This window comes from Pseudoponticoccus marisrubri (assembly GCF_001482405.1).
In the GTDB taxonomy this organism is placed as follows: domain Bacteria; phylum Pseudomonadota; class Alphaproteobacteria; order Rhodobacterales; family Rhodobacteraceae; genus Pseudoponticoccus; species Pseudoponticoccus marisrubri.
The window spans coordinates 55,100-73,496 of record NZ_LPXO01000016.1 but is presented as its reverse complement, the minus strand read 5'-3'; the positions used below and the strand labels follow the sequence as shown (position 1 = coordinate 73,496).

19 protein-coding genes are annotated in these 18,397 nt (G+C 70.0%); 18 read left to right on the top strand and 1 reads right to left on the bottom strand.

What is annotated here, in order from left to right; all coding sequences use genetic code 11:
* Positions 1–53: 53 nt before the first annotated feature.
* From mtnK to AVJ23_RS19125, 4 genes are read left to right on the top strand one after another with little or no spacing between them, the layout of a single operon-like run.
* Positions 54–1,313: an S-methyl-5-thioribose kinase gene (gene mtnK, locus AVJ23_RS19140; protein WP_058863849.1), complete on the top strand. Its 1,260-nt coding sequence runs from the start codon at positions 54–56 to the stop codon at positions 1,311–1,313.
* Positions 1,310–2,413, top strand: a complete 1,104-nt coding sequence (gene mtnA, locus AVJ23_RS19135) for an S-methyl-5-thioribose-1-phosphate isomerase (RefSeq protein ID WP_058863834.1) — start codon at positions 1,310–1,312, stop codon at positions 2,411–2,413. Before mtnK ends, mtnA begins: the two co-directional genes overlap by 4 nt.
* 9 nt (positions 2,414–2,422) lie before the next feature.
* Positions 2,423–3,418 carry a sugar-binding transcriptional regulator gene (locus AVJ23_RS19130; protein ID WP_058863833.1) on the top strand — a complete coding sequence of 332 codons (996 nt, stop codon included), beginning with the start codon at positions 2,423–2,425 and terminating at the stop codon, positions 3,416–3,418.
* Complete coding sequence (locus tag AVJ23_RS19125) at positions 3,415–4,107, top strand: class II aldolase/adducin family protein (protein WP_058863832.1); 693 nt, start codon at positions 3,415–3,417, stop codon at positions 4,105–4,107. The genes AVJ23_RS19130 and AVJ23_RS19125 overlap by 4 nt, the downstream gene beginning before the upstream one ends.
* Here AVJ23_RS19125 and AVJ23_RS19120 read toward each other — a convergent pair.
* A complete protein-coding gene (locus AVJ23_RS19120; RefSeq protein ID WP_058863831.1) occupies positions 4,098–5,066 on the bottom strand; it encodes a LysR family transcriptional regulator in 969 nt (322 codons plus the stop codon). The two genes, AVJ23_RS19125 and AVJ23_RS19120, sit on opposite strands and share 10 nt — an antisense overlap.
* Before the next feature lie 95 nt (positions 5,067–5,161).
* On the opposite strand from AVJ23_RS19120, the gene AVJ23_RS19115 reads away from it, so the two are divergent.
* The 14 genes from AVJ23_RS19115 (at position 5,162) to AVJ23_RS19050 (ending at position 18,382) form a co-directional block, all read left to right on the top strand.
* The gene (locus AVJ23_RS19115) at positions 5,162–6,028 is read left to right on the top strand and encodes an ABC transporter permease (RefSeq protein WP_058863830.1); all 867 of its coding nucleotides are present in this window, start codon (positions 5,162–5,164) and stop codon (positions 6,026–6,028) included.
* Complete coding sequence (locus tag AVJ23_RS19110; RefSeq protein WP_058863829.1) at positions 6,028–6,822, top strand: ABC transporter permease; 795 nt, start codon at positions 6,028–6,030, stop codon at positions 6,820–6,822. Before AVJ23_RS19115 ends, AVJ23_RS19110 begins: the two co-directional genes overlap by 1 nt.
* A 50-nt stretch (positions 6,823–6,872) precedes the next feature.
* Positions 6,873–8,009, top strand: coding sequence for an extracellular solute-binding protein (locus AVJ23_RS19105; RefSeq protein ID WP_058863848.1), 1,137 nt, complete (start codon positions 6,873–6,875; stop codon positions 8,007–8,009).
* Positions 8,010–8,118: 109 nt separating this feature from the next.
* A complete protein-coding gene (locus AVJ23_RS19100) occupies positions 8,119–9,204 on the top strand; it encodes an ABC transporter ATP-binding protein (protein ID WP_058863828.1) in 1,086 nt (361 codons plus the stop codon).
* Positions 9,201–10,535: an aminotransferase family protein gene (locus AVJ23_RS19095; RefSeq protein WP_058863827.1), complete on the top strand. Its 1,335-nt coding sequence runs from the start codon at positions 9,201–9,203 to the stop codon at positions 10,533–10,535. The genes AVJ23_RS19100 and AVJ23_RS19095 overlap by 4 nt, the downstream gene beginning before the upstream one ends.
* A gap of 4 nt (positions 10,536–10,539) precedes the next feature.
* The gene (kce, locus tag AVJ23_RS19090; protein WP_058863826.1) at positions 10,540–11,466 is read left to right on the top strand and encodes a 3,5-dioxohexanoate:acetyl-CoA acetone transferase; all 927 of its coding nucleotides are present in this window, start codon (positions 10,540–10,542) and stop codon (positions 11,464–11,466) included.
* Positions 11,466–11,942 carry a GNAT family N-acetyltransferase gene (locus AVJ23_RS19085; protein ID WP_058863825.1) on the top strand — a complete coding sequence of 159 codons (477 nt, stop codon included), beginning with the start codon at positions 11,466–11,468 and terminating at the stop codon, positions 11,940–11,942. The genes kce and AVJ23_RS19085 overlap by 1 nt, the downstream gene beginning before the upstream one ends.
* Positions 11,939–12,964, top strand: coding sequence for a histone deacetylase family protein (locus tag AVJ23_RS19080; protein ID WP_058863824.1), 1,026 nt, complete (start codon positions 11,939–11,941; stop codon positions 12,962–12,964). The genes AVJ23_RS19085 and AVJ23_RS19080 overlap by 4 nt, the downstream gene beginning before the upstream one ends.
* Positions 12,961–14,061, top strand: coding sequence for an NAD(P)/FAD-dependent oxidoreductase (locus AVJ23_RS19075; RefSeq protein WP_058863823.1), 1,101 nt, complete (start codon positions 12,961–12,963; stop codon positions 14,059–14,061). Before AVJ23_RS19080 ends, AVJ23_RS19075 begins: the two co-directional genes overlap by 4 nt.
* Before the next feature lie 40 nt (positions 14,062–14,101).
* A complete protein-coding gene (locus AVJ23_RS19070) occupies positions 14,102–14,452 on the top strand; it encodes a RidA family protein (RefSeq protein WP_058863822.1) in 351 nt (116 codons plus the stop codon).
* A gap of 96 nt (positions 14,453–14,548) precedes the next feature.
* Complete coding sequence (locus tag AVJ23_RS19065; protein ID WP_058863821.1) at positions 14,549–15,415, top strand: FAD binding domain-containing protein; 867 nt, start codon at positions 14,549–14,551, stop codon at positions 15,413–15,415.
* Positions 15,412–15,894: a (2Fe-2S)-binding protein gene (locus tag AVJ23_RS19060; protein WP_058863820.1), complete on the top strand. Its 483-nt coding sequence runs from the start codon at positions 15,412–15,414 to the stop codon at positions 15,892–15,894. Before AVJ23_RS19065 ends, AVJ23_RS19060 begins: the two co-directional genes overlap by 4 nt.
* Positions 15,894–18,140 (top strand): xanthine dehydrogenase family protein molybdopterin-binding subunit, encoded by a 2,247-nt coding sequence (locus tag AVJ23_RS19055; protein WP_058863819.1) that lies wholly within the window; start codon positions 15,894–15,896, stop codon positions 18,138–18,140. The genes AVJ23_RS19060 and AVJ23_RS19055 overlap by 1 nt, the downstream gene beginning before the upstream one ends.
* The gene (locus tag AVJ23_RS19050) at positions 18,140–18,382 is read left to right on the top strand and encodes a MoaD/ThiS family protein (RefSeq protein ID WP_058863818.1); all 243 of its coding nucleotides are present in this window, start codon (positions 18,140–18,142) and stop codon (positions 18,380–18,382) included. Before AVJ23_RS19055 ends, AVJ23_RS19050 begins: the two co-directional genes overlap by 1 nt.
* The last annotated feature ends 15 nt before the right edge of the window (positions 18,383–18,397 follow it).

Genomic DNA, 18,397 nt, shown 5'->3' with positions numbered 1-18,397 from the left:
CGCTAGGCAAGACGGGTGACGCAGCGGAGCAGGACAGCGGGGAGGGGATGCCGATGAGCGCGGACGCGGTGTACGAGGCCTTGGATGTCGACAGCCTGCCGGCCCGGCTGGCCGGGATCGACGCGATCGCGGCGCAGGTCGGGACCGACCCGGCGGCTTGGCAGGTGCGCGAGGTCGGCGACGGCAATCTCAACCTCGTCTTCATCGTCGAGGGGCCCGCGGGCACGGTCATCGTCAAGCAGGCGCTGCCCTATGTCCGGCTGGTGGGGGACAGCTGGCCGCTGCCGCTCTACCGCGCCTTCTACGAGTATCACGCGCTGACCCGACAGGCCGCGCGCGATCCCGGGTCTGTGCCGCAGGTCTTCCATTTCGACGCGGCGCAGGCGCTGATCGTGATGGAGTACCTCTCGCCCCACGTGATCCTGCGCCGCAAGCTCATCACGGGCGAACGGGTCGCCGGGCTGGCCGGTTTCCTGGGCCGGTTCTGCGCGCGCACCGCCTTTCGCGGCTCGGAGCTGTCGATGCGCTCGGCCGACAAGAAGGCCGATGTCGGCCTCTTCTCGGGCAATGTCGAGATTCCGGCCATCACCGAGGCGCTGGTCTTCACCGATCCCTATTTCGACGCCGAGATGAACAACCACACGCCCGGGCTCGACCCGGTTGTGGCACAGCTGCGCGCCGACCAGGGGCTCAAGGTGCGGGTGCAGCAGGCGCTGCAGCGCTTCGTCTCCAACACCGAGACCATGGTGCATGGCGACCTGCATTCCGGCTCGATCATGTCGACCGACAGCGAAAGCCGGGTGATCGACCCGGAATTCGTGCAATACGGGCCCATGGGCTTCGATATCGGGATGCTCTGCGCCAATTTCCTGATGGCCTATTTCAGCCAGCCCGGCCACCGCGGTGCCGGCCTGGGCGACTACCAGGAGTGGATCCTGGGCGTCATCGAGGAAACCTGTGCCGCCTTCGAGGCCGAGTTCCGCCATCTCTGGCAGACCGAGCGCACGGGCCTTCTGTTTTCCGCCGCGCTGTTCGAGGATCAGGGCCATGAAAGCGGCCCGGCCTGCGACGCGGTGCTGGCGGAGATCTGGCGCGATGCCTGGGCGGTCTGCGGAATCGAGATGCATCGCCGCTGCCTGTCGCTGGCTCATAATGCCGATTTCGAGGAGATCGCCGATCCGGCCTTGCGCGCCCCGCTCGAGGCGCGGAACCTTGCCATGGGGGCCGCCCTGATCCATGGCGCCGAGACGCTGATGAATGCCGGCGCGGTCTGCGCCATGGCCCGGGACTTCAACGGAAAGGACGTCCTATGAAAATCGACGGCACGCATTACCGCTCGCTCTGGTGGAACGCCGAGCGCGACGTTCTCGAGATCATCGACCAACGCTGGCTGCCGCACGACTTCCGCGTGATCCCGGTGGCCACGATGCAGGACTTTGCCGATGCCATCTACGAGATGCGCGTTCGTGGCGCCCCGCTGATCGGGGCGACCGCGGCCTATGGCATGGCGCTGGCCATGCGCGAGGATCCTTCGGACGCCAACATGGACGCGGCCTGGACCTTCCTGGAAAAGACCCGCCCGACCGCGATCAACCTGCGCTGGGCGCTGGACCGCTGCCGCGCCGCGCTGCGCCCGCTGCCCCAGGGCGAGCGTGCCACCGCCGCTCATGCGCTGGCCGCCGAGATCGCCGACGAGGATGTCGAGATCAACCGCCGCATCGGCGCGCACGGGCTGGAGATCATCCGCGAGATCGCCGCGAAGAAGCCGGCGGGCGAGCCGGTGCGGCTGCTGACCCATTGCAACGCCGGTTGGCTGGCCACCGTCGACTGGGGCACCGCCACCAGTCCGATGTACCAGGCGCATGAGGCGGGCATCCCGCTGCATGTCTGGGTCGACGAGACGCGCCCGCGCAATCAGGGCGCGCTGACCGCCTGGGAGCTGGGCAGCCACGGCGTGCCGCATACCTACATCACGGACAATGCCGGCGGGCACCTGATGCAGCACGGGCTGGTCGACATGGTCATCACCGGCACCGACCGCACCACGCGGCAGGGCGATGTCTGCAACAAGATCGGCACCTATCTCAAGGCGCTGGCCGCGCGGGACAACGGCGTGCCCTTCTACGTGGCGCTGCCCTCGCCCACCATCGACTGGACCGTGGGCGACGGCGTGGCCGAGATCCCGATCGAGGAGCGCAACGCCCGCGAGGTCACCCATATCCAGGGCGTGACCGACGAGGGCGGCATCGGCCATGTGCGCGTCACCCCCGAGGGGACCGAGGGCGGCAACCCCGCCTTCGACGTGACGCCGCACCGGCTGGTGACCGGGCTGATCACCGAGCGCGGGGTCTGCGACGCCTCCGAGGAAGGGCTGTCGGGCCTCTTCCCCGAGCACGCGCAGGCCGCCGAGTAGCGCGCGGCAATGCCGAACTCTGCGCCCGGCCGGCTCCGCGGCGGCGCGCCCGAGGCGGGCCGCCTGCCGCCGCGTGATGACGGCCCCTTCGTCGAGGCGGCGTGGCTCTACTACCATGACGGTCTGAACCAGACCGAGATCGCCGAGCGGATGCAGATCAGCCGGGCCTCGGTGGTCAACTACCTCGCCGAGGCGCGCAGCCGGGGCTGGGTGCGCGTGCACCTGGACAGCGACGTGTTCCGCGGCCACCGGCTGGCCGCCGAGCTCTGCGCGGCCTACGGGCTGGCCGAGGCGCAGGTCGTGCCCGACGATCCGGTCGATCCCGCGGGTACTGGCCGCGTCACCCGCGCCGCCGCCGACTGGTTGCCGCGCCTGCTGGCGCCCGGCGACCGGCTGGGCGTGTCCTGGGGGGCGACGGTCTACCAGATGGCGCAGCAGGTGCCGCAATTCCCGGTGCCCGACCTGACGGTGATCCAGCTTCTGGGCTCGCGCCCCGCGGCGCTGGGCTTTGCCCCCGAGGCCTGCACGGCGATGCTGGCGCAGCGGCTGGGCGGGCAATGCATCAACCTGCACGTGCCGCTGATCCTCTCCGACAAGGGGCTGCGCGACGCGCTCTGCGCCGAGCCGGTGGTGCAGGCCCAGCTCGAGGCGCTGGCCACCTGCAACAAGACCGTGCTGGCCTGCGGCACCTGCGATGCCGAGGCCCATGTGGTGCGCAGCGGCATCCTCGACCCCGAGGGCATCGCCGCCTATCGCGCGCAGGGCGCCGAGGGCGTGATCTGTGCGCGCCTGATCGACGCCGAGGGCCGCCCCGTGATCACCGAGGTCGAATCCCGCATGATCGGCGTCTCGCTCGACCAGATGCGCGACAAGGACATGGCGCTGCTGGTCGCCGCCGGTCCGGGCCGGGCGCGCCCGGCGCGTGCCGCGCTGCGCGGCGGCTTCGTCACCCACCTGACCACCAGCACCTCGATCGCCAAGGAGCTTCTGGAGATGACCCCATGACACGACCGCAGCCCGCCCCGCCGCTGCCCGACACCCATGCCACGCGGCAGGCGCTGATCGAGGCCTGCCTGTGGATGAACGCGCGCCACCTGAACCAGGGCACCTCGGGCAACATCTCGGCCCGGGTGGCCGACGGCATCCTGATCACCCCCTCGGGCGTGCCCTACGAGGCGCTGACCCCCGACGCGATGGTGACGATCCCGCTGGAGGGTCTGCCCGACGGCACCGGCGGCAAGCCGTCGAGCGAATGGCCCTTCCACCAGGGCCTGCACCGCGCGCGCCCCGACATGCCGGTGGTGCTGCACGCGCATCCGCCCTATTGCAGCGTGCTGGCGGTGCAGCGCCGGGCGATCCCGGCCTGCCATTACATGATCGCGGCCTTTGGCGGCGAGGACGTGCCGCTGGCCGATTACGCACTTTTCGGCAGTCCCGAGCTTTGCGCCAACATGGCCGAGATCATGGCCGACCGGCATGGCTGCCTGATGGCCAATCACGGCTCCACCGTGCTGGGCGAGACGATCGCCAAGGCCTGCTGGCGGCTGGAAGAGCTCGAGGTGCTGGCCCGCACCTACCTGTTCAGCAGCATCGGTGGCGCGCCCCACATCCTGAGCAGCGGCGAGATCGCCGAGGTGATGGAGGCCTTCCAGAGCTACGGGCCGCGCCCCGCCGCGCAAGAAGATCAGCGGTAGGTACGCTCGTCGATCGGCGTCGTCTCGATGGCGGCCAGCAGGTCCTCCAGCAGCAGGTTCTCGGCACGGTTGCGCACGGTCTGAGGGTTCCAGACCACGTGCACATCGATCGCCGGCAGATCGTCCAGCGGCGGCACCTGCCAAAGCACGCCGTCCTGCACGTCGCGGGCGGCCACGTGCACGGGCAGGGGGCCGATGCCCAGCCCGGTGACGATCATGCGGCGGACCTCTTCGAGATGGCTGGACACGCCGGTGATGCGCTCGCCCATCTGCGCCTGCGCGCGCAGCATGGTGATCGGGGTCAGCACGTCGTGCAGCTGGTCGGTCTCGAAACTGACCGAGCTGTGCCCGGCCAAGTCCTCGATGGTCAGGCCTGCGCGCCCGAACAGCGGATGCGGCGGGCCGCAGAACAGGCCGAAATACTCGCGGTAGAGGCGGCGATATTCCAGCTTGGGCTTGCGGTCGCGCACGAGGCAGATCGCGAACGAGGCCCGCTTGGCGGCCACCTCGGTCACCGCCTCGGCGCTGGGCAGCACCGCGATCGACACGCTCGCGCGCGGATGGTCCGCATGGAAGCGCGTCAACGCCCGGTCGAAGAGCGGGCAGACCACGTGGCTGGCCACCGCGATGCGCACATGGCCCTGCACGTCATCGGTCAGCTCGCGCAGCAGGGTGGAGAGCCGCAGCACCGAGCCGTGGATCTCGACCGCCTCGCGATGCAGGAGCTGCCCCGCCTCGGTCAGCGCGAAGCGCCCCGGCGAGCGGTCGATCAGCTTGCGCCCCACCGTGTCCTCGAGCTTCTTCAGCGCCGCCGAGACCGAGGGCTGGGTCAGGCGCAGCTTTCCGGCCGCATCGGTGACAGAGTAGCTGGAGGCCAGCACCACGAAGGTGCGCAGCAGGTTCCAGTCCAGATCGCGCGAGATGCGCTCGGGGGCGAAACGCGGATCCTGCTCCACCATAGGAATGACCTATTTCCAAGATAAACGGTATCTATTTGATCTATGTATCGGGGCGCCGCAAGCTTGGGTCAAGTCCGCTGACCCGAGGAAGCTGCATGTCCGTCGAAGCCCGCGAGGCCCGCCAGCCCTGGATCCTGCTGTCCCCCGCGCTGAGCGCCGTGGCGCTTCTGCTCTTCGTGCCGCTGCTCTTCATCGTGGTCTACAGCTTCTGGCTGCGCACCTCGACCGGTGCCGACCAGGTCGGCTTCTACCTCGACAACTGGCAGGAGGCGCTGACCGACGCCTTCTACCGCGACATCCTGCTCAACACGCTCAAGATCGCAGGCATCACCACGCTGGTCTGCGCGGTGATGGGCTATCCCTCGGCCTATTTCATCGCGCGCTCGCGCGGCAACAAGGCGATGCTGCTGTTGCTGCTGATGCTGCCCTTCTGGATCAGCTACATCATCCGCACGATGAGCTGGATCAACATCCTGGGTGTCTCGGGCGCGCTGAACAGCCTGCTTCTGTCCATCGGCCTGATCGGCGAGCCGATCCAGATGCTGTATAACGAGGTGACGGTGATCCTCGGCCTGGTGCATTTCCTGCTGCCCTTCATGGTGCTGAACATCTTCGTCAGCCTCGACGGCATCGACACCACGCTGGAGGATGCGGCCACCTCGCTGGGCGCCACGCGCTGGCAGGCCTTTTTGCAGGTGACGCTGCCGCTGTCGCTGCCCGGGCTGGCGGCGGGCGGGCTGCTGTGCTTCGTGCTGGGGGCGGGCACCTACATCACGCCGCTGGTGCTTGGCGGGCCGACCGACGCGATGTTCGCCAACCTCGTCTTCGAGGCGATCATCACCCAGCTGAACTGGCCGCTGGGCTCGGCGCTGAGCCTGATGCTGCTGGCCGTGCTGGCGGTGCTGGTGGGCATCTACAACCGCTATCTGGGCATGGCGCAACTGATGAAGGGGCTGGGCTGATGACCGGACTTGGCTGGCACCTGATCCGCGGCTACGCGATCCTCGTCTACCTGTTCATGTTCCTGCCCGTGGCGGTGGTGGTGCTGCTCAGCTTCAACGCCTCGCAATTCGGCAGCTTCCCGATGACCGGCTTTTCCTTCCGCTGGTTCGTCGAGCTGGCCAACAATGACGCGATCCTGCGTGCCTTCCGCACCTCGATCATCCTCGGCCTGCTGACGGCGCTGATCTCGACCACGCTGGGCGTGCTGGCCAGCCTCGCGCTGGTGCGCTACCGGGTGCCGGGGGCGAACCTCGTCTCGACCCTGCTGATCGCGCCAATCCTGGTGCCCGAGGTGGTGCTGGCGGTGGCGCTGCTGCTGTTCCTGAACTTCCTCGGCATCAACAAGAGCTTCACCCTGCTGCTCTTCGGTCACGTGATCTTCACGCTGCCCTTCGTGATCCTCGTGGTGCAGGCGCGGCTGGTGGCGATCCGCCGCGATGTCGAGGAGGCGGCGATGAGCCTTGGCGCCTCGCCCATCCAGACCTTCTTCCAGATCACCCTGCCGCTGATGCTGCCGGCAGTGCTGGCCGGCGCGCTCTTCGCCTTCACCATCAGTTTCGACGACATCACCGGCACGTTGTTCTGGAAGCCCGGCGGGGTGGAAACCGTGCCGACCCAGATCTTCGCCATGCTGCGCAACTCGATCTCGCCCGAGATCAACGCGCTGGGCACGGTGATGATCGTGATGACCGTGGGCCTGCCCCTGCTGGGCGCGGCCATCGCGCGAACCCTATCCAAGAAGAGCGGCCTGTAGAAGCCGCTCCGCCCCCAACCGACCCGACAAGGAGTGACCAGATGACAAAGATGGACAACACGACCCGGTACGAGCGCCTGCGCGCGCGCTACATGAACGGCGATCTCGACCGGCGCAGCTTTCTGGGCCTGCTGGGCGCGGCCGGCGCGGCCTATGGCCTGGTGACGCCGTATCGCGCTCTGGCCCAGAGCGTCAGCCAGGTGCGCTTCGACGGCTGGGGCGGGGTCGTGTCCGAGGCGCTGCGCGCCAATGCCTTCGACCCGTTCACCGCCAAGACCGGGATCGAGGTGGTCGACGGCACCTTCGGCGGCGGCGACGAGTTCCTCAGCCGGGTCAAGGCCAGCCAGGAGGGCGAGTACAACATCGCGCACCTGTCGGGCGTGTTCGACTATGCCCGCTATCACGGGCTGGGCCTGACCACGACGCTGAACGAGGACAACATCCCCAACCTGCAGAACGTGATCCCCAAGCTGGTCGACGTGTTCCGCGACGTGACCGACGGCTCGCTGTCCTGCGTGCCCTATGACTATGGCACCACCGGGCTGGCCTACAACCGCAAGCACATCTCGGACGAGGAAATGGCCGAGAAGGGCGCACGCATCCTGATCGACGAGGCCCACAAGGGCAAGATCGCCGGCTGGTCGGACTGGCGCACGCGCATGTGGTATGCCGCGCTGCAGACCGACCAGGACCCCAACAACATCACCGACGTGGACGCGGCCTGGGACGCGGTGCGCGCGCATCGCGACCTCGCGCTGAAATACTGGGGCTCGGGGGCCGAGCTGATGAGCCTTCTGGCCGAGGAGGAGATCCACGTGACCGAGGGCTGGTCGGGCCGGATCTACGCGCTGCAGGAGCAGGGCCACGACATCGGCTACATGGACCCGCCCAACGGCTTCGGCTGGCAGGAATGCATGTTCGTCATCAAGGGCTCGCCGCTGGAGGCCTGCGAGGAGCTGCTGAACTTCATGCTGGCGCCCGAGACCGCCATCGCCGTGGCCGAGGGCCAGAACTATCCGCCGGCGCTCGATCCGCAGAAGGTGGACCTGGGCGACAAGATCCCGACCCTGCCGGCCTTCGATCCCAGCGGCACGCTGGACGGGCTGACCTTTGCCGACCCGGCCTACTGGAACGGCAACGAGCAGGACTGGTCCAAGACCTTCGGCCGCGTGCAGAAGGGCTACTGAGCCCCGCTGCACCGGGCGGGCCCCGCGTCGCGGGGCCCCGACATCCCGGAGCGGGCGTGCCGCGGCGCGCCCCTCCACCCCCTTTGTCCATGCCAGCCGGGACCGTCCGATGAGCTCCGTCCATCTCAAGAACATCGTCAAGCGCTTCGGCAGTTTCACCGCCGTGCATCCCACGGATCTGGAGATCCCCGAGGGCCATTTCGTCACGCTGCTGGGCCCCTCGGGCTGCGGCAAGACCACCAACCTGCGCATGATCGCCGGGCTGCTGGACCCGACAGAGGGCGAGATTCTGATCGGCGGGCGGCGCGTGAACGAGGTGCCGATCCACAAACGCAACCTCGGCATCGTGTTCCAGAACTACGCGCTGTTCCCGCACAAGACCGTGGCGCAGAACGTGGCTTTCGGGCTGCATTACCGCGACGTGCCGAAATCCGAGATTCCCGGCAAGGTCGCCGCCGCGCTGGAGCTGGTGCAGCTGCCCGACGTGGGCGAGCGCTATCCCAAGGCGCTGTCGGGCGGGCAGCAGCAGCGCATCGCGCTGGCCCGGGCCATCGTGACCGAGCCCGACGTGCTGCTTCTGGACGAACCGCTCTCGGCGCTGGACGCCAACCTGCGCGAGGACATGCGGGTCGAGCTGAAGCGCATCCAGGACAAGATCGGCGTGACCACGGTCTTCGTCACCCATGACCAGTCCGAGGCGCTGGCCATGTCCGACAAGATCGTCGTCATGAGCGCCGGCCGGGTCGAGCAGATGGGCACGCCCGAAGAGGTCTACAACACGCCCGCCAGCGAGTTCGTGGCCAATTTCCTGGGCGCCTCCAACATCCTCGACGCCACCTGCCGCGATGTCTCGGGCGGGACCGCGCAGCTCGAGGCGCCGCTCTTCGGCGCCTTCGGCGTGCCGGCGGCCAAGGCCGGCGGCGTGTCGCCGGGCCCCGCCCGGATGGTGCTGCGCGCCGAGAAGCTGCTGATCCAGCCCCCCGGCACCACGGCCGAGGGCCAGGTCCAGGCCGAGGCGCGCATCGAGACGGTGGATTACCAAGGCCAGACCGTGCGCTACTTCCTGCGCGTGGGCGACACCCAGCTGCAGGCGATCAACATGATCGACGAACGCCCCTTCGAGGAAGGCGCGGCGGTCACGGCGGGCTTCCGTCCGCAGGATTGCGCGGCCCTGCCGGTGGAGGCACCGCGATGAGCAACCTCTTCTACCAGGGCCGCGGCCGCAAACCCGTGCTGGACCAGGCGCGCGGCGTATACATGTGGGACACAGACGGCAAGCGCTATCTCGACGGCTCCTCGGGCGCGATGGTGTGCAATATCGGCCATTCCCACCCGCTGGTGCTGGACGCGATGCGGCGCCAGATGGAGAAGTCGACCTTCGGCTACCGGCTGCATTTCGAGACCGAACCGGCCGAGCGGCTGGCCACGCGGCTGGCCGGGAAGATGCCCGCTGGGCTGGACCGCGTGTTCTTCGTCTCGGGCGGCTCCGAAGCGGTGGAAAGTGGCCTCAAGCTGGCCCGGCAATACGCGCTGGCCACCGGGCAGGGCACGCGGTGGAAGGTCATCACCCGCGCGCCGTCCTATCACGGCTGCACGCTGGGCGCGCTGGCCGTCACCTCCTATGCGCCGCTGACCGAGCCCTTCTCGCCCATGATGCGCGAGATGCCCAAGGTCGCCGCGCCGCGCGCCTATCTCGACGGGCTGGACCCCGAGGACCCCGCCACCGGGCAGCACTATGCCGACCTGCTCGAGACCCAGATCCTGGCGGAGGGGCCGGGCACGGTGCTGGCCTTCCTGCTGGAGCCGGTGGGCGGTGCCTCGACCGGGGCGCTGGTGCCGCCGGCAGGCTACATGGAGGCGGTGCGCGCCATCTGCGATCGCCACGGCGTGCTGCTCATCATGGACGAGGTGATGACCGGGGCGGGGCGCACCGGCGCCTTCCTGGGCAGCGATCACTGGGCCTGCCGCCCCGACATCGTGGTCATGTCCAAGGGGCTGGGCTCGGGCTATGCGCCGCTGGGCGCCATGGTGGCCGATTCCACGCTGGTCGAGCCCGTGCTGGACGCGGGCGGTTTCGCGCATGGTTTCACCTATGCCGGCAACCCGCTGGCCTGCGCCGCGGGGCTGGGCGTGCTCGAGGTGATCGAGCGCGAGGGCCTGTGCGACAATGCCGCCCGCATGGGCGCGGCCCTGATGAACCGGCTGCGCGCGCTGATGGCGCGCTTCGAGATCATCGGCGACGTGCGCGGCAAGGGCCTGCTGACCGCCTTCGAGCTGATGGCCGACCGCGAGACCAGGGCACCGCTGCCGCCCGCGTTCAACGCCCACCAGGCGATCGTCGACCGCGCCTATGAGGTGGGGTTGATCGTCTATTCGCGGCGCACCCGCGACGGCGTGGCGGGCGATCACGTGCTGGTCTGCCCGCCGCTGGTCGCGACCGAGGCGCATCTGGACGAGATCATGACCGGGCTGGAGAGCGCGCTGGCGGGTTTCATGGCGGACATGCCCGCGCTGGAAGGGGCGTGAGAAGATGTCGCCCATTGTCATCACCTGCGCGGTCACCGGCTCGATCCACACGCCCTCCATGTCGCCCTACCTGCCGGTCACGCCCGACCAGATCGCCGAGCAGGCGCTGGCGGCCGCCGAGGCCGGCGCGGCGATCCTGCACCTGCACGCGCGCGATCCCGCCGATGGCCGCCCCTCGGCCGCGCCCGAGCACTACATGGCCTACCTGCCGCGGCTGAAACAGGCCACCGGCGCGGTGCTGAACCTGACCACCGGCGGCAGCGCGGTCATGTCGCTTGAGGAGCGTCTGGCCGCGCCCAAGCGTGCCGAGCCCGAGATGTGCAGCCTGAACATGGGCACGATGAATTTCGCGCTCTACCCGGCCGCCGCGCGGATCACCGACTGGAAACACGACTGGGAAAGGCCCTTCCTCGAAGGCTCGGACGACCTCGTCTTCAAGAACACCCCGCGCGACATCGCCCGCGTGCTGACCGAGATGGGGCAGGACCGCGGCGCGCGCTTCGAGTTCGAGTGCTACGAGGTCGGCCATCTCTACATGCTGCGCCATTTCGTGGATCGCGGGCTGGTCGAGGGGCCGCTCTTCATCCAGTTCGTCCTTGGCGTGCTGGGCGGCATCGGGGCCGACCCTGAGAACCTGATGCACATGAAGCGCATGGCCGACCGGCTGTTCGGCGAGAATTACGCCTTCTCGGTGCTGGCCGCCGGGCGTCACCAGGTGCCGCTGACCACCATGGCGGCGACGCTGGGCGGGCATGTGCGCGTCGGGCTGGAGGACAGCCTGACCATCGCGCGCGGCACGCTGGCGCGCTCCAATGCCGAGCAGGTCGCCAAGATCCGCCGCATCGTCGAGGAGCTGGGCCGCACTGTCGCCACCCCCGACGAGGCGCGCGCGATGCTGGGCCTGAAAGGGGCAGACAGGACGGCGATCTGATGGACAGCACGATCCGTATCGCGCAAGAGGCGGACGCGGCGGCGTTGCAGGAGGGGCTGCGGCGGCTGGCGGTCGATCTGGGCGATGCCTACCGGGTGGACGCCGCGACGCTGGCCCGGGCCGGCTGGGGCTCGACCCCGGCCTTCCGCGCGCAGATCGCGGGCGAGGGGGCGCTGGCGGGGCTGGCGCTTTACTCGCCGGCCTTCTCGACGCTGCGGGGCGGCGCGGGGCTCTATGTCTCCGACCTCTGGGTCGCGCCCGAGGCGCGCGGCACGGGGCTGGGCCGGCGCCTGCTGGGCGCGGCCTTCGCCGATGCCGCCAAGGCCTGGGGCGCGGTCTACCTGCGGCTGCAGGTCTATGACCGCACGCCCGCGGCGCGCCGCTTCTACGACCGGCTGGGTTTTGCCGCGGCCCGCGGCGCCACCGACATGATCTTGGACGAGGCCGGATGCGCGGCCCTGAAAGGAACGACATGAAAGCCTTCTTCGACGCCCGCCAGTGGCGCCACGACCCGCAGCACTTCATGGCCAATGGCGCGGCGCAACCCAACCCCGAGCAGCCGCGCCGCATCGAGGTGCTGCAAGGCGCGGCCGAGGCGGCGGGCTGCCGCTTCGACGCGCCGGCCGATGCCGGGATGGGCCCGATCGCGGCGGTGCACACGCCCGAATACCTGGCCTTTTTGCAGACGATCTACACCCGCTGGCGCCGGATCGACGGGGCGGGGGCCGAGGTGATCCCCAACATCCACCCGGCGAACCGCGGCGACAGCTATCCGAAATCCGCCGTCGGGCAGGCGGGCTATCACCAGGCCGACACGGCCTGTCCCATCGCCGAGGGCACGTGGGAGGCCGCCTACTGGTCGGCGCAGAGCGCCGTGGCCGGGGCAGACCTGCTCGCGGGTGGGACGCGCGCGGCCTATGTGCTGTCGCGCCCGCCGGGCCACCACGCCTTTGCCGATCTGGCCGGCGGCTTCTGCTTTCTCAACAATTCCGGCATCGCCGCCGAACGGCTGCGCGCAAAGGGCCTGCGGCCCGCGATCCTCGACGTGGACGTGCATCACGGCAATGGCACGCAGGGCATGTTCTATGACCGCGACGACGTGCTGACCGTGTCGATCCATGCCGATCCGGCACGGTTCTACCCGTTCTTCTGGGGCCATGCGCAGGAGCGCGGGCAGGACCGTGGGCTGGGCTGCAACCTCAACCTGCCCCTGCCGCGCGGCACGGGCGACGACGCCTACATGGAGACGCTGGAGGTGGCGCTGCGCCGCATCGGCGCCTTCGGCACGGATGTGCTGGTAGTGGCGCTGGGGCTCGACGCCTCGATCGACGACCCGTTCCAGGGGCTGGCCGTCACGCAGCAGGGCTTTGCCCGGATCGGCGCCGCGATCGCCGCGCTGGGCCTGCCCACGCTCTTCGTGCAGGAGGGGGGCTATATCTCGGACACGCTGGGCGCCAACCTGACCCGCGTGCTGACCGGCTTTCAGGAGGCGGCATGACCCGGGCGGATGTCATCGTCATCGGCGGCGGCATTGCCGGGATCAGCGCCGCGGCCCACCTCGCCGCGCATATGGACGTGCTGGTGCTCGAGGCCGAGGACCGGCCCGGCACGCATTCCACCGCGCGCTCGGCCGCGATCTTCATCCGCAACTATGGCAACGCCACGCTGCGCGCGCTGAACGCTGCCGCGGCGCCCGTGCTGGAGGATCCGGGCGAGGGGTTCGATGGCGGGCTGCTCTCGCCCCGGGGCGAGATGCTGCTGGCTGCCGAGGAGGAACTGCCCGCGCTCGAGGCCTATGCCGAGGGGGCGACCGGGCTGGAACGGCTCAGCCCGGCGCAGGCGGCCGAGCTGGTCCCCATCCTGCGCCCCGAGCGGCTGGCCGCCGCGATCATCGAATGGGATGCGCAGGATATCGACGTGGACCGCATGCTGGGCGGCTACATGCGCCGGCTGCGCCGCCAAGGCGGCCGGGTCGAGACCGGCGCCCGGGTCGAGGCGATGGAACGCTCGACCGGTGTCTGGCGGATCACGGCCGGCGGGCGGGACTTCGAGGCGCCGCTGGTGGTCAATGCCGCCGGGGCCTGGGCGAGCCAGGTGGGCGTGCTGGCCGGGGCGCAGCCAATCCCGCTGACGCCGATGCGCCGCTCGGCCGCGCTGCTGCCTGCGCCCGGGGATCGCGCGCTGGCGCAGTGGCCGCTCTTCGGCTCGGTCTCGGAGACGTGGTATGCCAAGCCCGATGCGGGCAAGCTGATGGTCAGCCCCGCCGACGAGGACCCGGTCGAGCCGCACGACGCTTGGGCCGATGACATGGTGCTGGCCGAGGGGCTGGACCGCTACGAACAGGCCGTCACCGTGCCCGTCACCCGGGTCGAAACCAGCTGGGCGGGGCTGCGGACCTTCGCGCCCGACCGCACTCTGGTGGCCGGCTTCGACGCGCAGGCCGAGGGGTTCTGCTGGCTGGCCGGGCAGGGCGGTTATGGCGTGCAGACGGCGCCCGCCATGGCGGCGCTGACCGAGGCGCTGGTGACCGGCGCGACCCCGGCGCTGGCGCCGCAGGTGGTCGCCGCGCTCGACCCCGCGCGCTTTGCGGCGTGATGCGCGACCCAATCCCACACGACACGCAACAGGAGAGACCATGACACAGATCACCCGCCACCAGACCGGCGCCCGCATGAGCCAGATCGTCATCCATGGCGACACCGTCTACCTTGCCGGGCAGGTCGGCAGCCCCGGGGCCAGCGTCACGCAGCAGACCGAGGATTGCCTGGCCAAGCTGGATGCCCTGCTGGCCGAGGCCGGCAGCGACCGGACGAAGCTGTTGCAGGTGACGATCTGGCTGGCCGACATGGCCGATTTCGCCGAGATGAACGCGGTCTGGGACGCCTGGGTGCCCGAGGGCCACGCCCCCACCCGCGCCTGCGGCGAGGCGAAGCTGGCCACGCCCGAGTACCGCGTCGAGGTGATTGCCGTGGCGGCGCGCGGCTGAGCCTGCCTCTTGTCTTTGCCCCGCGACAGGTAGAAAACATCAGCAGGCGCAGCGCGATCGGCGCGCCTTCAGCACCGGGTCAGCAGGGGAGGGGACATGCGGTATCACACACCAAGCTCATTCGAGGACGCGGCCAGGCTGGCGGCGCAGGCGCAGGGCCTCACCCGCTTTTTGGCTGGCGGCACCGACGTGCTGGTCCAGATGCGGGCCGGCATGGTCCAGCCCGACGACCTGATCGACCTCAAGAAGATCCCCGGCGTGGGCGACATCACCCGCACCGATGAGGGCGGCTGGCGCATCGGCGTGGCCGTGCCCGGTGCGGCTCTGAGCGCGCATGACGCGCTGCGCGCCGAGTGGCCCGGCGTGGTCGAGGGGATGGACCTTGTCGGCTCGGTCCAGATCCAGGGCCGCGCGACGCTGACGGGCAACCTGTGCAACGGCTCTCCGGCCGCCGATTCCGTGCCCGGGCTCGTTGCCGCGGGCGCCACGGTCGAGATCACCGGCCCCGAGGGCACGCGCACGGCGCCCGTGGCCGAGATCCCGGCCGGGCCGGGCAAGACCTCGCTGCAGGCAGGCGAGGTGATCTCGGCCATCCTGCTGCCGCCGCGGGGCGCACATGGCGGCGACGCCTACCTGCGCTTCATCCCGCGCACCGAAATGGACATCGCCGTGGTCGGCTGCGCGGTGAACCTGCGCCTGTCGGGCGACACGGTGGCCGAGGCGCAGGTTGCGCTGGGCGCGGTGGCGCCGGTGATCCGGCTGGTGCCCGAGGCGGCCGAGGCGATCATCGGCACCACGCTGGACGAGGCGGCGCTGCAGGCGCTGGACGCGGCCGCCCGCGCCGCCTGTTCCCCCATCGACGACAAGCGCGGCACGGTCGCGTTCCGCACCGAGGTGGCCGGCGTTCTGGCCCGGCGCGCGGCGCTGATCGCCTACGGGCGCGCGAAAGGAGACACGGCATGAGCAAGATCCACGTAACCACCACGGTGAACGGCGACCCGGTCGAATTCCTCGCCGATCCGCGCGAGACGCTGCTGGACTGCCTGCGCGACCACCTGGGCCTGACCGGCTCGAAGGAGGGCTGCGGCACCGGCGATTGCGGCGCCTGCTCGGTCACGCTGGACGACCGGCTGGTCTGTTCCTGCCTCGTGCTGGGCGTCGAGGCCGAGGGCCGGCGCGTCGACACGATCGAGGGCATGGCCGATGCCGACGGGCTGCACCCGCTGCAGCGCAAGTTCATCGAACATGCCGCGCTGCAATGTGGCTTCTGCACCCCGGGCCTGCTGGTCGCGGCCAAGGCGCTGCTGGTGCAGAACCCCGACCCGACCGAGGAAGAGGTGCGCTATGGCCTGGCGGGCAACCTGTGCCGCTGCACCGGTTATGACAAGATCGTGCGCGCGGTGATGGATGCGGCGGCCGAGATGCGGCAGGAGGCGGCGTGATGGCAAAGGACGAGTTCAAGGAATTCCGGCTGGTCGGCACGCGGCCCGACCGTCCCGACGGGCTGGACAAGGTGACCGGCCGGGCGCGCTACGGCGCCGACATCTCGGCCCCCGGCATGCTCTGGGGCGCGGTGGTGCGCAGCCCCCATGCCCATGCGCGCATCGTCTCGATCGACACGTCGCGCGCCGAGGCGCTGGAGGGTGTCAAGGCCGTGGTCACGCGGGCCGATTTCCCCACCGGCCTGACCGGCGAGGACTGGGACCTGCAGGAAAACACCATGGCCGGCGAGCGCGCGCTTTATGACGGGCATGCGGTGGCCGCCGTGGCGGCGACCTCGAAACTGCGCGCCGAAGAGGCCGCGCGGCTGATCGACGTCACCTACGAGGTGCTGCCGCATGTGATCGACGTGGATGACGCGATCAAGCCCGACGCCCCGGTGATTCGTGAGGGCGCGGCCGATGCCACCGTGCCCGAGGGCATGCCGCCCAACGTCGTGCGCTACATGGAATTCGGCCATGGCAATGTCGAGGCGGGCTTTGCCGAGGCCGACCTCGTACGCGAGGGGCATTACAAGACCGAGGCCACCCACCAGGGCTATATCGAGCCGCATGCCTGCCTGGGCCAGCTGGGCGGCGACGGCAAGGGCGAGATGTGGGTCTGCACCCAGGGCCAGTGGTTCATCCGCAAGATGTGCGCCGGGGTGCTGGGGCTGGACGCGGCGCAGCTGCGCGTGACCCCCTCCGAGATCGGCGGCGGCTTTGGCGGCAAGACCACGATCTTCATGGAGCCGCTCAGCCTGGCGCTGTCGCGTAAAGCGGGGGGCAAGCCGGTCAAGATCGTGATGACCCGCTCCGAGGTGCTGCGCGCCACCGGGCCCACCGCCTCGGCCAGCATGGATGTCCGGATCGGCATGAAGAAGGACGGCACGCTGACCGCCGCCCGGGCCGAGTTCCGCATGCAGGGCGGCGCCTTCCCCGGCTCGCCCGTGGACATGGCGCTCTACTGTGCCTTCGCGCCCTACAAGCTCGATCACGTGGCGCATGTGGGCTATGACGTGCTGGCCAACCGTCCGAAATGCGCCGCCTACCGTGCGCCTGGCTCGCCCATGGGCGCCTTCGCGGTGGAAAGCCTGATCGACGAGATGTGCCGCGAGCTGGGGCTCGACCCGATGGAGGTGCGGCTGAAGAACGCCGTGCGCGAGGGCGACCGGGCGAGCTACGGGCCGAAATTCGCCTCGATCGGGCTGGTCGAGACGCTGGAGGCCACCCGCGCCCACCCGAACCTGGCCGAGCCGCTGGGCCCCAACCAGGGCCGCGGTGTGGCCTCGGGCTACTGGTTCAACCACAATGGCGAGACCTCGGTCAGCCTGGCCATCTCCGAGGACGGCACGGCGCAGGTCTCGATCGGCACGCCCGATATCGGCGGCTCGCGCGCCTCGATCGCGCTGATGACGGCCGAGACGCTGGGCATCCCCTACGAGGACGTGCGCGTCAACGTGGTCGAGACCGGCGCGCTCGGCGTGAACGAGCCCACCCATGGCAGCCGCGCCACCTTTGCCAGCGGCAAGGCGGCGGTGCTGGCGGCCGGGCAGGCCATCACCGAGATGTGCCGCCGGGCGGCGGCGGAATGGGGCATCGAGCCCGAAGCGGTGGAATGGGTCGACGGTGCGGCGCAGCCCGCCGGGCCGAACGCCGGCAAGTTCCCCCCGATGAGCATCGCCGAGATCGCCGGCAAGATGGGCGAGACGGGCGGGCCGATTTCGGGCCATCATGAAAGCGTGCCCGAGGGCGTGGGCGCCAGCTTCGGCTGCCACGTGGTCGATGTCGAGGTCGATCCCGAGACCGGGCGCGTCACCATCCTGCGCTATCTCGTGGTGCAGGATGCCGGCCGCGCCATCCACCCGGCCTATGTCGAGGGCCAGTACCAGGGTGGCGCCGCGCAGGGCATCGGCTGGGCGCTGAACGAGGCCTATATCTACGATGACAAGGGCCGGCTGCAGAACCCCGTCTTCCTCGACTACCGGGTGCCGGTGGCCTCGGACCTGCCGATGATCGACACGGTCATCGTCGAGGTGCCGAACCCGGGCCATCCCTACGGCGTGCGCGGCGTCGGCGAGACCGGGATCACCCCGCCGCTGCCGGCCATCGCCAACGCGATCCAGGACGCCACCGGCGCGCGGCTGCGCGCGCTGCCGATGAACCCGCCGGCGGTGCTGGCGGCGCTCAAGGCCGCGCGGGGCGCCTGATGGTGGCGGTCACGCTCTGGTCCAGCCTCACGCGCTTCACCGACGGGGCGCGCGAGGTCGAGGTGCAGGCCGACACGGTGGGCGGCGTGCTGGACGGGCTGGTCGCCGACTACCCGGGGCTGAAGCCGATCCTCGACAGCGGCGTCTCGGTCGTGGTGGATGGCGAGGTCGCGCCCAACCGCCACGCCCCGGTCCCCGAGGGGGCCGAGGTCTACCTGATGCAGCGGCTCAAGGGCGGCTGATCGGGTCCTGGGCGC

Excerpts from the sequence above, each read along its gene's own strand:
- AVJ23_RS19070 (WP_058863822.1), top strand. The coding sequence starts at position 14,102 with ATGACACAGATCACCCGCCACCAGACCGGCGCCCGCATGAGCCAGATC.
- AVJ23_RS19055 (WP_058863819.1), top strand. The coding sequence starts at position 15,894 with ATGGCAAAGGACGAGTTCAAGGAATTCCGGCTGGTCGGCACGCGGCCC.
- AVJ23_RS19060 (WP_058863820.1), top strand. The coding sequence starts at position 15,412 with ATGAGCAAGATCCACGTAACCACCACGGTGAACGGCGACCCGGTCGAA.
- AVJ23_RS19115 (WP_058863830.1), top strand. The coding sequence starts at position 5,162 with ATGTCCGTCGAAGCCCGCGAGGCCCGCCAGCCCTGGATCCTGCTGTCC.
- AVJ23_RS19095 (WP_058863827.1), top strand. The coding sequence starts at position 9,201 with ATGAGCAACCTCTTCTACCAGGGCCGCGGCCGCAAACCCGTGCTGGAC.
- AVJ23_RS19110 (WP_058863829.1), top strand. The coding sequence starts at position 6,028 with ATGACCGGACTTGGCTGGCACCTGATCCGCGGCTACGCGATCCTCGTC.
- AVJ23_RS19065 (WP_058863821.1), top strand. The coding sequence starts at position 14,549 with ATGCGGTATCACACACCAAGCTCATTCGAGGACGCGGCCAGGCTGGCG.
- AVJ23_RS19050 (WP_058863818.1), top strand. The coding sequence starts at position 18,140 with ATGGTGGCGGTCACGCTCTGGTCCAGCCTCACGCGCTTCACCGACGGG.
- AVJ23_RS19085 (WP_058863825.1), top strand. The coding sequence starts at position 11,466 with ATGGACAGCACGATCCGTATCGCGCAAGAGGCGGACGCGGCGGCGTTG.
- AVJ23_RS19075 (WP_058863823.1), top strand. The coding sequence starts at position 12,961 with ATGACCCGGGCGGATGTCATCGTCATCGGCGGCGGCATTGCCGGGATC.
- AVJ23_RS19080 (WP_058863824.1), top strand. The coding sequence starts at position 11,939 with ATGAAAGCCTTCTTCGACGCCCGCCAGTGGCGCCACGACCCGCAGCAC.
- AVJ23_RS19100 (WP_058863828.1), top strand. The coding sequence starts at position 8,119 with ATGAGCTCCGTCCATCTCAAGAACATCGTCAAGCGCTTCGGCAGTTTC.
- AVJ23_RS19125 (WP_058863832.1), top strand. The coding sequence starts at position 3,415 with ATGACACGACCGCAGCCCGCCCCGCCGCTGCCCGACACCCATGCCACG.
- mtnA (WP_058863834.1), top strand. The coding sequence starts at position 1,310 with ATGAAAATCGACGGCACGCATTACCGCTCGCTCTGGTGGAACGCCGAG.
- AVJ23_RS19130 (WP_058863833.1), top strand. The coding sequence starts at position 2,423 with ATGCCGAACTCTGCGCCCGGCCGGCTCCGCGGCGGCGCGCCCGAGGCG.
- kce (WP_058863826.1), top strand. The coding sequence starts at position 10,540 with ATGTCGCCCATTGTCATCACCTGCGCGGTCACCGGCTCGATCCACACG.
- AVJ23_RS19120 (WP_058863831.1), bottom strand. The coding sequence starts at position 5,066 with ATGGTGGAGCAGGATCCGCGTTTCGCCCCCGAGCGCATCTCGCGCGAT.
- mtnK (WP_058863849.1), top strand. The coding sequence starts at position 54 with ATGAGCGCGGACGCGGTGTACGAGGCCTTGGATGTCGACAGCCTGCCG.
- AVJ23_RS19105 (WP_058863848.1), top strand. The coding sequence starts at position 6,873 with ATGGACAACACGACCCGGTACGAGCGCCTGCGCGCGCGCTACATGAAC.